Origin of the sequence: Nocardia colli, assembly GCF_008704205.1 — a bacterium.
Classification (GTDB): domain Bacteria; phylum Actinomycetota; class Actinomycetes; order Mycobacteriales; family Mycobacteriaceae; genus Nocardia; species Nocardia colli.
Window position 1 is genome coordinate 156,078 of record NZ_VXLC01000008.1, and the last position, 12,020, is coordinate 168,097.

Consider the following 12,020-nt stretch of genomic DNA (forward strand, 5'->3'; position numbering starts at 1 on the left):
CGACCGTCCTCGGCCGGGGACTGCGCGGATACGAAAGGGGTGTCGGTGAAGACCGTGAACACAGCGGCAGGACGGCTCCGCGGTGACCACACCGACGGGGTCGCCCGCTTCCGCGGAATCCCCTACGCCGCAGGTCCGATCGGCGCACTCAGGTTCGCGCCCCCGGCGCCTGCCGAACGCTGGACGGGGACCAGGAACGCCACCGGTTTCGGCCCTACCGCACCCCAGCCGGTCTTGCACCCCGCGAACGCGAACCTGGCACCGCTGACCGGGCCCGGCTGGGTCAGCGGAGACGGCGATTACCTCAATCTCAACGTCTGGACACCTGACCCCGGCACGAGTGGGCTGCCGGTGCTGGTCTATCTCCACGGCGGCGGGTTCATGATCGGTTCGGGCGCCGCCCCTGCTTTCGACGGCACCGCGTTCGCGCGCGACGGCGTCGTCCTGGTCACCATCAACTACCGGCTCGGGGCGGAGGGTTTTCTCGCGCTGTCCGGTGGGACCACGAACCTCGGGTTGCGCGATCAGATCGCGGCGCTGCATTGGGTTCACGACAACATCGCTGGGTTCGGCGGGAACCCGGACAACGTCACCGTTTTCGGCGAATCGGCCGGCGGCACCTCGGTCGCGTTGCTGCTGCACTCCCCGCTCGCGGCTGGACTGTTCCGGCGCGCGATCGTCGCGAGCGGACACGACGAGATGGCTCGCGGGCTCGAGCTCACCGAAGAACTCACGAAGGCATTGGCCGCCCGGCTCGGCAGCGCCCCGACAGCAGAGGCGTTCCGCGAATTCACCGCCGCCGACCTGTTGCGCGCGCAGGCGGCTTTGTTCAGAAACCAACCCCGCCCAGACCTGCGCGACGCCAACGGTATCGACCCGGGCCACCGTCGCGCGCTGTTCCTCCCCACCACCGGTGACGACGTTCTGCCCGACCCGGTCGGAGTCCCGAGCAGACACGGCGTCGACCTGTTGATCGGTACGACGCTCGAGGAAGCCAACCTCGGTTTGGGCGCCGAGCAGTTCGCCGCGTTCGACGCGCAAGCCGCCGTAGCCGAGCTGGCCGCCACTTACCCCGATGCCGAAGCACTGCTGAAACGACACGGCCTCCACGACCGCGCCGTCACCCCCGCGCACGCACTCACCGCCGCCTACACCGACCTGATGTTCCGATCACCGAGCCGGCGCACCGCACGCCGCCACCCAGGTCCCACCTACGTCTACGAATTCGCTTGGCAATCACCACTTTACGGTGCCGCACACGCCCTCGACGTCCCCTTCGTCTTCGCCACCACCTATTCCTGCCGCGACCTCATCGGCGACGCCGCCCCCGACGCCCTCACCCAGGCGATGCATCAAACCTGGATCGACTTCGCCACGCATGGAGATCCCGGCTGGCCTGCCTACGACGACACCCGACAAGTCATGCGGTTCGACGTCGCCTCCCACCTCGGCAAAGACACCGCTCCCGACGACAGCGGGTACTCCTGAGCCCTTCGACCCGCCCCTCGAAGTAGTGGGTGGCCGCGGCCCGCACTGGTCGAGACAATGGCGTTGATCGGCGGGAGGGATCACAGGTGATGGGCACTCGGATCGGCCAGAAGTCCATACAGGACGTCGAGACGGTCGAGATCGTGGTCGCGGTGTAGCGGCGCCTCGCCAAGGTGCTGCCGGGGCAGCAGCGCAATCTCGCGAATACCTTGCGGCACTCGGCCAGGGCCCTGATCGCGCAGGGACGGCTGGCGGACGCGTTGGCCGCGGTCGAGGAATCGGCGGCAGTGGCCTGATCGCCGTCCGGCACCGCCAGCGTCACGTCCGGGCCAACGGCCGCGAAGCCTGCGTCGTCCCCGCGATGGGGCATGCGGCGGCAGCCATGGATGTCCTGGCCCGAATCGGTATCCAAGCCCGAAATGACAACGGCGAGTTGTACTTCCGGCTGCCGGACTGACCACGAGCCACCGCGGCGGACGCGGTTCGGCATACCGGGGTAGATCTCCGGGTCTTCCCGGATCCGCAGATCATTGCCCGCGCCTACAGTCCGTGCATGAACCGGGATGGCTGAGGGGTAGACATGAGTTTCATTGTTGGCCGTGGTGGGTTTGCCATTGTGGCGGCGCTACTGTCGGCCGTCGTGGCGGGATGTACAGCGACGATGAATACCTCGGACGAGGCCTATCACTCGACAGACGTGACGATCAGAAATGATGCCGTCACCATCGGCGGCACTCTGACCATCCCGGACAAGGGCGGCCCGTTTCCCGCGGTGGTTCTGGTGCCCGGCGGCGGGAAGCAGAACCGGGACGAGGAGTTTGCCGGGCACAAGCCATTTCTCGTGCTGGCCGACACATTGACCAAGGCTGGTTATGCCGTGCTGCGGACTGATGACCGTGGGGTCGGCGCGACGACCGGCGACAAAGACGACGCCACCTACGAGGATCTGGTGTCAGACATTCTTGCGCAGATCTCCTACCTGCGTGAACGACCGGAAATCGATCGCACGCGCATCGGACTACTCGGGCACAGCCAGGGTGGATCCTTGGCGCCGCTGGTCGCCGAAAAAGCACCGGACAAGGTGGCATTCGCTGTGCTCATGGCGGGGCCGGCGCAGACCGGATGCGGAATCAACAAGCATCAAATGCGGGTTCAGCTTCAGGCAACCGGGACGACCTCCCCCGATCGCCTGGCCGCCAGTGATGATTCCGTCCAAACCGAGTGCGACCTACTTCGCGCCGGCAATTTCGACGAAGCGCGAAGAAATGCGCGAGCGGCGAACCGGCAGCTTCCGGAAGCCGAGCAGGCCCGCGACGAAGACATCGACAAGGCGATCAACGCGCAATACGCGGCGCTGTCGACTTACGACCCGACGTCTGCATTGCGATCGCTGAAGGTCCCTGCTCTTGCGCTCTTCGGAACGAAGGACGTGCAGGTCGACGCCGCGGCCAATGAACCATTGATGCGAAACCTGCTGGCAGACAACCCGAAGGCAACGGTGCACACCTTCGAGGGGGCGAATCACCTTATGCAACAGGCGATCACCGGTATGCCGGACGAGTACGCGACAATCGAGACGACTATCGATCCGAAGGTACTCGACTATCTAACGACCTGGTTGAACCGGATGACGCAGAGCTGACTCGCGTCCAGCCTTGACTGTGCCGCTGCGGCCGGGTGTCTTCTACCACCTGCTCCATGAGACGCGACAGCAGGAGGACACCATGACCACCGCAACCCATCCGGCACGTACCGCCAGCCAGGCCTTGCATGCCGCGGTCCGGGCACACGACAAGGATGCCTGGCTGGAGATGTTCGCCGCGGACGCCATCGTCGAAGACCCGGTCGGCCCTTCGGATTTCGATCCGGAAGGCAAGGGCCACCGCGGTCGTGCCGCCATCGCGGCGTTCTGGGACAACGCCATCGCACCCAACGAGTCGATCGAGTTCCTGTTCGAGGACTCCTTTGCCTGCGGGAACGAAGTCGCCTACACCGGCAAGGTCCGCAGCCACAACGGCGGCCAGGTGATCGATGCCGAGGGTGTATTCATCTATCAGGTCGACGAGGCGGGGAAGATCCGCGCCGTGCGCGCCTTCTGGGAATTCGAGCGCACTATGCGAACCATGCGACCTGCCTGACTGGTATCGAGATTTCCCGACCGGTTTTTGACCAGCACGCGGTGACGGAAACGCGGCCGACAAGGTGATCGCTATGGTGAACAGCGAGGTCACCATTCGGTCGAACTAGTCCGACGTGGCCTGGTCGACTCTCTGAGCGGAAAGAGCGGCGCCGGACCATGGCGGAGGACCTGATCGTGTCTCGGACGCTGGTGATACCCGCGTCCGAGTTGCGCGAGCGGTTCTCCCGGTCGTCCGGTCCGGGAGGGCAGCACGTCAACACCACCGACAGCCGGGTGGAGCTGTCGTTCGATCTCGCCAACTCGCCCTCGGTGCCGGAGTGGCTGCGCACCCGGATGCTCGAACGGCTGGCCACCCGCCTGGTCAACGGGGTGCTCACGATCGCCGCGTCGGAGCAACGCGCGCAGTTGCAGAACCGCGCGGCCGCCCGCGAACGCCTGGCCTCGTTACTGCGGGACGCCGCTGCTGCCCCGCCGCCCGTGCGCCGCCCCACCAAGCCCTCGCGCGGCGCAAAGGAACGTCGAATCTCCGCGAAGAAGCGGCGTGGGGTCACCAAACGCAACCGCCGCGCCTCCCCCGACGACTGAGGCGATATGGGTAGGTGCTCCGGTACCAGGAGGCGCGCGGCCTGGTAGCCCGGCTGGTCGCCTGCCGATCATCGACGGATGACGAGTAGCACAGCGAATGATGCAGAAATCCAGGCTCGGATGGAAACCGTGGCGGAGGGCCATGTTCGGTGGCTGTGGGGGTGGGACCGCAAGCAGGGCGATCCGCCGTTCGACCTCCGTGCGGTCCAGGGCGAGTTCTACGACTGGGAAGCCGAGGATCTCCTGCTCTACGACGACGCAGACCCCGAGCACCGCGTGGCGCGCAGTGCCGAGGAATATCGGTCGCTGTGGGAGCCGGTCTTCGACCAGCTGGTGGCGGCGGACCATCGTCTCGCCGACGGTCCGCACGTGCTGGTGTCCGGAGATCTCGCCGTCTCCCGATTGGTCTTCGTCGCGCGGCTGATATCCGCCGACGGCACCGAAACCGGCTTGCGCGCAACAAGTTCGCTGACCTGGAGATGCGACGCCAACGGCTGGCGGATCGTATGGGACCACACCTCATCGGTCACCGTGGATGGGAAAACCCTTGCTGCCCTGATGGACTCGTTGCCAGGTCCAGATCGCGAGGTGTGAGTGGGCAGGCCGCATCACAGTCGGTCGAAGACCGCGATCAATCGGTCGAGGACCGCGGTAGCGGACCGCAGCGCGGCGATGTCCTGGTCCGCGAGTTCTGCTTGCAGGGCAGCGGACATCGCCGCCATACGTTCGCGGCTGCGGGCGCGTCCGGCATCGGTGAGTGAGACGAGCACCGAGCGCTTGTCGCCCGCGACTCGCTCCCGGGTGACATAGCCCGCGGCGACGAGGCCGTTGATCAGTTGAGTGGTTGCGGCGCCGGTGGTTTCGGTCCCGGCGGCCAGTTGGCTGATGGTGCGGGAGCCTTGCTCGAGGAGCACGCGCAGGGCCCGAGCATGGGTCAGGGACAGCGCCTCCGGCGACCTGGTCGCGCGGCCGCGCAGCCGGGAGTCCGCCGCGCTGAGCCGGTACGTCATGCGAGCGAGCTGGTCCAGCGCGGCCGCGCGGTTCTGACCGGACTGTTCGGGCACGGTATGTCTCCTATCGCGGATTTGGGGTTGACACGAGCATAACCTAAGTACTTAATAAGTAAGTACTTAGCTAAATCGGAGAGAGGACTCCCGACATGACCACACGCTCCACAGGCCAGAGCTGGGCTCTGGATATCGCGCTGGCCCTGGGCGGCTTCGACGCCCTGCATCCGCAGGCCAAGGGCACCATGGAACAGCTCGGCCACGACCACACCGACTTCGACAAGGTCTTCGACCTGGTGCAGAGCGGGGCGATGCTGCCGAAGGCCTGGGCTACCGTCGCCGCCCAAGCCGAGCAGCGCGCAGCCCATCACGAACGAAATGGCTTCGCGCGCACCGCCGCCGATCTCTACATTCGCGCCGGGGTGATGTGGGGCCGGGCGCAGTACTCGATTTTCGACGCCGCCGACCCGCGCAAACTCGCTTTCCGGGAACGCGCCAACCACTGCGTCGAGCGGCTGAGCGAGTTGCGCGGCGGGCTGGTCCGGCGTGTGGCGCTCGACTTCGAGGGCGCGCAGATCTTCGCATTGCTGCACCTGCCGGCGGGCCCGGTGCGCAACGCGCCGGCGGTGATACTCGGCCCCGGCATGGACATGATCAAAGAGGACTACCTCTACGCCGCCGAGCGGTACTACACCTCGCGCGGCGTGGTCGCGCTGTCCATCGAAGGCCCGGGACAGGGCGAGACCCGCGCCAACGGGCTCACCGTGGATCTCACGAACTACGAACGCGCGGTAGGTCGTTACCTCGACTACCTGGCCGAACTGCCCGAAGTGGATCCGCAGCGGATCGGCATGTTCGGGATCAGCATGAGCGGCTACTGGGGTTCACGCGCGGCCGCCGCGGATCCACGGCTGGCGGCGCTCGCCGCCTTCGAGGCGCCCACCGGCGACTTCCACACCATCTTCGAGCGCGCCCAGCCGACCTTCAAAAACAACTACATGTACATGGCCGGCTACGCCGACGAGGTCGCGTTCGACCGGGACCTGACGGCCCGCATGCCGCTGGGTGATCTGGCCGGCGACATCACCTGCCCGGTGCTGTACGGCATCGGCGAATTCGACGAGTTGACCCCGCTCGAGCAGGCCCTCGCCAACTACGAACTCGTGCGCGCGCCCAAGGAGATTCGCGTCTACGAAGGTGAGTTCCATCCACTCGGCGGAGTCGCAGCCGAGATATTCCGCTTCGGCGCAGAATGGCTCGAACGGGCCCTGTCCGGCGAATTCGCGACCCCGGGCCGAGACGTCCGGCACTACGTACACCGCGACGGCCGAACCACCGACGGCACCGCCGACCCCCAATGGTGGTCAGGCACAGTCCCCACCGCCATCGCGCAACTGCGCACCGGACAGCGGGCCCGGAGTTGACGGTCGGGTTGGCACTTGGCCACTAGTTCCAACGCGACGGGTCGGTTCACCGAAGCCGCCGAACTCTTCGAAAACCTGTACCAGAGCATCACATTGGCGGTCGGCTCCGATCACCCGCTGGCCGGCGAGGTCCGCGACAGCCTCGCCGCTGCCCGGCGAGCGATCGAATCCGACCGTCAGCTCTGACGGGCGGGTTCGAGCCGAAGCAGGGCTTTAGTATCGGTACATGGGCGACGGCGTCGGAGACGATCCACTGGTCGACGGTATGAACATCTCGCTGTGGTACCGGCGAGACTTCCACATCACCGATGCATCGCGTCTGCTTGCTGCCGCTCGGCGTGCGTATCTCGACCTCCATCCCGATGCCAGCCCGCTCGAGGCGGAGCAACAGGTGAGTTGCGCTGCTGAAGCGCTCTTCACGATCCTCGAGCAGACCGGCCTGTTGAGTGACGATGTCGACGAGCGCCTTGACGGGTACGAAGCCGACGGTCTCGATCTCGGCGGCCGGAAGGTGAAGGTTGTCCTCGACGAACCTTGGCCGTTGAGCCGCGATCCCCGGGGAAATTGCCTTCGGGGAGACGTGTTCGCATTGCCCACTACCGAAGACGACGCTTGACGGGAGCGGGATCGAGCGGAATTGTCGGATCCGGGCCGCGTGGTTCGTAGCTATGGTGAACGGCCGCGCATGAGGGTGCGGTCACGATCATGGGAGATGCCGACGATGCCGCACTCACAGGACAAGATCCACCGGATGTTCGAGCTCGTCGAGCCGATCGCCACCATCACCTTCTCCGAAGTGGTGAACGACGCGTTTCTAGCGCTCGGTATGCGCAACTATTGGGACGGATATTTCGCGGGGCGGGCCGCACCGTTGGGGTCGGCACCGGCGGAGGTGGTGCACGCGGTTTTCTACAACTTCGCCGACGGTGAGGTGGCCCGCCACATTCCCTGGGTCTGGGGCAAGGTCACCCCGCAGGAGGCGATTGCCGTGCGCGAACGAGCCAGCGCCGACGCCTTGCGACAGCAGATCGGGGAGCTCGCCGAGTCTGCCGATCTGGTGCGGGTCGCCGAGCTCGCGACCCGAGCAGCGCTCAGCGCGCCGACCGAGGGGCGAGCGCTCTATGCCGGACTTCGCGCGGTCGACGTGCCCGAGGAGCCGGTGGCCAGACTCTGGCATGCGGCCACGCTGCTGCGGGAGTTCCGCGGCGACGGCCACAATGCTGCTCTCCTCGCGCACGGCATCAGCGGCACCGAGGCCCATGTCCTCATGGCGCTCGCTCTCGGGATGAGGGCGGAGAAGTTCGGCCGGATCCATCACTTGCCCCAGGCACAGTTGGCTGCCGTCGTTGACGGGCTGCGCGAGCGCGGCCTGGTGGATGCCGCGGGCGGGTTCACCGATGCCGGTCGGGAAATCAAGCAGCAGATCGAGACTCGCACCGACGAATTGGCGGCGCCGGCCTACGACGTACTCAGCGCGGACGAACTCGACGAGCTGATCGCAGGGCTCGAGCCGATCGCGGCCGCCGCGGGCGAGGACGACTGAGCGGCGGCTGTGCCCTCGCGAAATAGGCCGGGTGAATTATCCACCGCGTCGCCAGAACAGCTGAGCGACACGAAAGATGGAGCGGGCGTGGCGATCTGCTTCGAATTGGTGGTCAATTTCGGCGACAACATCGATGCCGCACGATCAGCGCTGCTCACTCGCGCTGTCCCCAAGCCCACAACATTGACCGCTGGAGATCGTCGCATCCCGTTGCACACACCCTTGCTCCGAACCGAGGGGCCTTACATCGAGCTGTCGGTAGTGCCGGTTGCTGTCGGCCACGGAGTCGCGCTGGACGGCGCTCTCCCCCGATTCCCCCTTACTGCAACGGAATTCACCGAACTCGGAAACCAGCTGTATCAATTGCTCGCCACGTTCGATGGGTACATCGCCGCCCGAGTCGGCTGAGACCCGGAGGACATGGTCGACCCCGATGTGCTCAAACGCGAGTACATGGACGAGTTGCGAGACGGGGCAGTCGACGGGCGCGTCGCCGGGCCGGTCGACCGGCGCGGTGGTATCCGGATGCCGCACGTTCGAGCCAAATGGTGCCCCAGACGGGAGTCGAACCCGTTACGGGCCGCTTTAGAGGCGGCTGCTCGGCCGTCGAGCTTCTGGGGCTTGATGGGGTGGCCGGCGCGACCGGCCACCTCATGATGACCGATCAGGCTGCGTCCGGATCGTCGATCCGGTCCCGCAATTCGGCGTTCGCGATCGCGGTCCTGGCGGCTCGGTATTCGTCGGCCGTCAGGGATCGCCCGAGCTGGTCGAGCGTCCGCAGCACGAAACGTTGCGTGACGACGCGGCGGTTCAGCACGTCGAGCGCAGCGGCCTGCCGCCAAACCTTGCGCTGCAGCCAGCGTGTGGCCGTAGGCAGGTCCCCGGCGAGCTGGGCGCGCAGCGCGTCCCGCTCGGCGGTGAGCTCGACGAGTTGGGCGCGCAAGTCGCTCAGCTAAGTGTCGTTGGAAATAGTCATGTTTTCACCTCCCCTCGTTCGGTGAGGGCGAGAGGGAGGTGAGTGACCAGCGGGCGGGCGGCCGGTTCGAATGCGGCGGCCGTCAGCGCACCGTCGAGATCGGGCTCGTGGACTCTGACCAGCCGATGGCCGGCAGCGGCGACATCGGTGCACAGCCAACCGAGAGACAGCTCGTCAGCTGCGGTAAGTACCACCAACACATTGGAGGTGGCGTGCCAGTCGGCGACCATGTCGGGATACGCGATGGCAAAGTCGAGCGCGGCGTGTGTCGCCTGCGCGACCTGTGTCCCCGGTGGAAGATCAGCACGGGTAATCAGGTAGAGGCGGAGAGGAACCTAAAACTGTGACACGAGATCAATGATAGTCCAGCAGGGCTAGCGACGCGAGTGTGTTTTTGTTCCGACGAGAGCGTGGTCGACAGATGTTCCGCCATCGAGGGCTGCGCGGCTGCGAGCTCGGCTGTGCCACAGTGAATCACGAGTTCATGACAGGTAGACAGATGTCGACGCTCGCGAGAAGAGCTGCAAGGCATTGCCGTTCGCGGCGCAACGCGCATACCGGCAGCGGCGCGCGGAAAGTATTGGGGCGCTGCCCGTTCAGCTCTCGGCAATGACCGCCGCATCCACATACCGGGGATCGCGGGCGATCGCCGCGAAACTCGACTTACCTTCGGCGCCAACCGATTCCTCCACCTCCGACAATCGGACAAGCAAATCGAAGTAGCTCGCCTCGGCCGCTCGTAGCTCCGCGATCGCCCCCGTGAGATCGATGTCGGCAGCGAACTGCGCCCCGTCGACACCTACCGACAGCGTCGCCAACCATCCGCTCGAATCGGCTGCGAACATCGATCCGCTGGTCTCGGCCCAGAACAACACCAGGCTCGTCGCGGAGCTCAACCGCCCGGCCGCGGCGAGCATCACCAGCGCGGTATAGATGTTCGACTCGCAGAACCCGAAGTGCATCAGATACGCCTCGAGCGCGCCCTCCCGATACCTCAGGACGTAGGTCAGCCCACCGGTATCGTCCCCGAAACAGTCGGCGAAATACTCCCGAGGCGTAACCCCCTCCTCGGCCTGTCGCCAATCCGGCGCCTTCCCGTCCCAGAACCACCCGTCGAACATCGCACCGGGATTCCCGATGACCTCCGGTCCCGGCGCGGGCGTCTCCAACCACTGCTCGAATGCCTCCCGCCCCATGGGAATTCGAGCAGCAACCACAAACGTATCCGACACAACCGGCTCCTCATCGGTCTCGATGGCGCCCACCATCCCGGGCCCACGCGCCATCCTAAGATCCCCCCGTCCCGGCACGGTCGTCCGATCGAAATTCCCACCCGCACAACGGAGGTGCCTACAAAGACTCAGCTGGACACCGATGAGTTCGACCGACGCGGCCGGTCATATCCAGCAACAACAAACCTTCGGAAAGGCACCACGATGACCGATTCTGCCGCAAGGCCGATCAGGCAGCAGACCGGGTTTGGCAGGCAGCGGCCACATCGAGGATCAGTCGGGCGAAGGTGCGGGGCTGGGCGAGGGGGAAGTAGTGGCCGGCTCGGGGGATGACGAGTAGGCGGCCTTGGGTGCACGCGTTCAGGGATCGGCGCTCGCCGAGGCGGAAGTGATCGCGGGCGCCGTTGACCAGCCAGACCGGGCCCGGGTATTTGCCGAGGTCGGCGGTCAGGTCGAAATCTCGCAGGGCGGCAACAACATCGGGGATCACCTCGGTGGCGATTCCGCCGCGTCCGATGTCATGCGCCACCCGCGTCGGCAGAACTTTCTCGAAGATCCGGCCGCTGATTCGTTCACCGCCGTCGGCGCGACCCGATAATCCCTTGTGCAGCAGCGTGAATGGCGTCGCGAGCCCTCGACTGGGCGGGCAGCTGGCGCCCGCGACGACCAATCCCGCGACTCGCTCGGGGTCGGCAGCGGCGGCCGCGGTGCTGACGAATCCGCCCAGGGAATGCCCCACCAGAACGGCTCGCCCACCGGCCCGATCGATGCCTTCGTGCACGGCGTCGACCGCGGCGGCCAAGGTGAAGCGTTCACCGCGGCGCGTGCCGTGCCCGGGCAGATCGACCGTCGCCACCGGACGTTCGGCGGCGACGTGTTCGGCGACCGCGGGCCAGCAGGCTCCGCTGAGTCGAATGCCATGCACGAGAACGATCGGGAGTGTCATGCCCTACCTCCAAAATACAACGCAACGTTGCGTTGCAATCTAGCGTCGGACTCCCATCAATGCAACGCAACGTTGCGTAGTACTCTCAGGGCGTGGATGGATCGAATCAGCGAACCGGCAACGGGCCGCGACGAGCGCAGGAGATCTTCGCGGCAACCTTGAGCCTGCTGTCCGCGCAGGGCTACGACGGCCTGACCATGGAGTCGGTCGCCGCGCGATCCGGCGTCAACAAGACCACCCTGTATCGCTGGTGGCCCGCGAAGGACGCGCTGCTGGCCGCCGCGTTGGCGGACTCCGATCTGCTGAGCTTCGACGTTCCGGATACCGGGACGCTGCGCGGCGACCTGCTGGAGATCGCGGCGGCCATCCACCGACTGCTCACCGATGAGACGACCGCGCCGATCGCCACCGCGGTACTCGCGGCCGCCCCGAACCGCCCACAGCTGGCCGCGATCGGACGTTCCTTCTTCGCCGGCCGGCTGGAGCGGGAACAACCGATGTTCGAGCGGGCCGTCGAGCGCGGCGAACTGGCCCGATCAGCTGATCCCGCAACGATTATGGACGCGCTGGCCGGTGCGATCTGGTTCCGCATGCTGCTGCGCGGCGAACCCACATCGTCCGAAGACCTGCCCGGCATCATTGACATCATTCTGCCGGGCATCGAATCCCGTTGACCCCG

Annotated in this window: 17 protein-coding genes; 12 read left to right on the forward strand and 5 right to left on the reverse strand. The window is 66.2% G+C overall.

All coding sequences use genetic code 11. The features are described 5' to 3' along the window. Positions 1 to 45: 45 nt before the first annotated feature. The 6 genes from F3087_RS19625 (at position 46) to F3087_RS19645 (ending at position 4,807) form a co-directional block, all read left to right on the forward strand. Entirely contained in the window at positions 46 to 1,488 is a 1,443-nt protein-coding gene (locus F3087_RS19625; RefSeq protein ID WP_223885208.1) for a carboxylesterase/lipase family protein, read from the forward strand. A gap of 173 nt (positions 1,489 to 1,661) precedes the next feature. Beyond that, a complete protein-coding gene (locus F3087_RS47150) occupies positions 1,662 to 1,784 on the forward strand; it encodes a hypothetical protein (RefSeq protein WP_263407220.1) in 123 nt (40 codons plus the stop codon). Positions 1,785 to 2,068: 284 nt separating this feature from the next. Next, the gene (locus tag F3087_RS19630; protein ID WP_150403454.1) at positions 2,069 to 3,130 is read left to right on the forward strand and encodes an alpha/beta hydrolase family protein; all 1,062 of its coding nucleotides are present in this window, start codon (positions 2,069 to 2,071) and stop codon (positions 3,128 to 3,130) included. An 82-nt stretch (positions 3,131 to 3,212) separates the two neighbouring features. Then, on the forward strand, positions 3,213 to 3,626 hold the full coding sequence (locus F3087_RS19635) for a nuclear transport factor 2 family protein (RefSeq protein ID WP_150403455.1): 414 nt from the start codon (positions 3,213 to 3,215) through the stop codon (positions 3,624 to 3,626). Between the two features lie 158 nt (positions 3,627 to 3,784). Further along, complete coding sequence (gene arfB, locus F3087_RS19640) at positions 3,785 to 4,213, forward strand: alternative ribosome rescue aminoacyl-tRNA hydrolase ArfB (protein WP_150403456.1); 429 nt, start codon at positions 3,785 to 3,787, stop codon at positions 4,211 to 4,213. A gap of 78 nt (positions 4,214 to 4,291) precedes the next feature. Further along, a complete protein-coding gene (locus F3087_RS19645; RefSeq protein WP_223885209.1) occupies positions 4,292 to 4,807 on the forward strand; it encodes a YybH family protein in 516 nt (171 codons plus the stop codon). A 14-nt stretch (positions 4,808 to 4,821) separates the two neighbouring features. Here F3087_RS19645 and F3087_RS19650 read toward each other — a convergent pair whose 3' ends face one another. Next, complete coding sequence (locus F3087_RS19650) at positions 4,822 to 5,277, reverse strand: MarR family winged helix-turn-helix transcriptional regulator (RefSeq protein WP_223885210.1); 456 nt, start codon at positions 5,275 to 5,277, stop codon at positions 4,822 to 4,824. 95 nt (positions 5,278 to 5,372) lie between these two features. Between F3087_RS19650 and F3087_RS19655 the strand changes: the two genes are divergently transcribed. The 5 genes from F3087_RS19655 (at position 5,373) to F3087_RS19670 (ending at position 8,595) form a co-directional block, all read left to right on the forward strand. Continuing rightward, the gene (locus F3087_RS19655; RefSeq protein WP_150403457.1) at positions 5,373 to 6,644 is read left to right on the forward strand and encodes an alpha/beta hydrolase; all 1,272 of its coding nucleotides are present in this window, start codon (positions 5,373 to 5,375) and stop codon (positions 6,642 to 6,644) included. Between the two features lie 15 nt (positions 6,645 to 6,659). Beyond that, a complete protein-coding gene (locus F3087_RS45990) occupies positions 6,660 to 6,830 on the forward strand; it encodes a hypothetical protein (RefSeq protein WP_191094054.1) in 171 nt (56 codons plus the stop codon). Positions 6,831 to 6,870: 40 nt separating this feature from the next. Further along, the gene (locus F3087_RS19660; RefSeq protein WP_150403458.1) at positions 6,871 to 7,260 is read left to right on the forward strand and encodes a hypothetical protein; all 390 of its coding nucleotides are present in this window, start codon (positions 6,871 to 6,873) and stop codon (positions 7,258 to 7,260) included. Between the two features lie 105 nt (positions 7,261 to 7,365). Beyond that, entirely contained in the window at positions 7,366 to 8,187 is an 822-nt protein-coding gene (locus F3087_RS19665) for a MarR family winged helix-turn-helix transcriptional regulator (RefSeq protein WP_191094055.1), read from the forward strand. Positions 8,188 to 8,274: 87 nt separating this feature from the next. Next, positions 8,275 to 8,595: a hypothetical protein gene (locus F3087_RS19670; RefSeq protein ID WP_150403459.1), complete on the forward strand. Its 321-nt coding sequence runs from the start codon at positions 8,275 to 8,277 to the stop codon at positions 8,593 to 8,595. Positions 8,596 to 8,851: 256 nt separating this feature from the next. Here F3087_RS19670 and F3087_RS19675 read toward each other — a convergent pair whose 3' ends face one another. The 4 genes from F3087_RS19675 to F3087_RS19690 form a co-directional block, all read right to left on the reverse strand. Continuing rightward, a complete protein-coding gene (locus tag F3087_RS19675) occupies positions 8,852 to 9,130 on the reverse strand; it encodes a hypothetical protein (RefSeq protein ID WP_150403460.1) in 279 nt (92 codons plus the stop codon). A 29-nt stretch (positions 9,131 to 9,159) separates the two neighbouring features. Next, a complete protein-coding gene (locus tag F3087_RS19680) occupies positions 9,160 to 9,393 on the reverse strand; it encodes a hypothetical protein (protein ID WP_150403461.1) in 234 nt (77 codons plus the stop codon). 366 nt (positions 9,394 to 9,759) lie between these two features. Further along, positions 9,760 to 10,395, reverse strand: coding sequence for a hypothetical protein (locus F3087_RS19685; RefSeq protein ID WP_150403462.1), 636 nt, complete (start codon positions 10,393 to 10,395; stop codon positions 9,760 to 9,762). 229 nt (positions 10,396 to 10,624) lie between these two features. Further along, a complete protein-coding gene (locus tag F3087_RS19690; RefSeq protein WP_150403463.1) occupies positions 10,625 to 11,341 on the reverse strand; it encodes an alpha/beta fold hydrolase in 717 nt (238 codons plus the stop codon). A 92-nt stretch (positions 11,342 to 11,433) separates the two neighbouring features. On the opposite strand from F3087_RS19690, the gene F3087_RS19695 reads away from it, so the two are divergent. Beyond that, positions 11,434 to 12,015, forward strand: a complete 582-nt coding sequence (locus tag F3087_RS19695; protein ID WP_150403464.1) for a TetR/AcrR family transcriptional regulator — start codon at positions 11,434 to 11,436, stop codon at positions 12,013 to 12,015. Positions 12,016 to 12,020 lie beyond the last annotated feature (5 nt).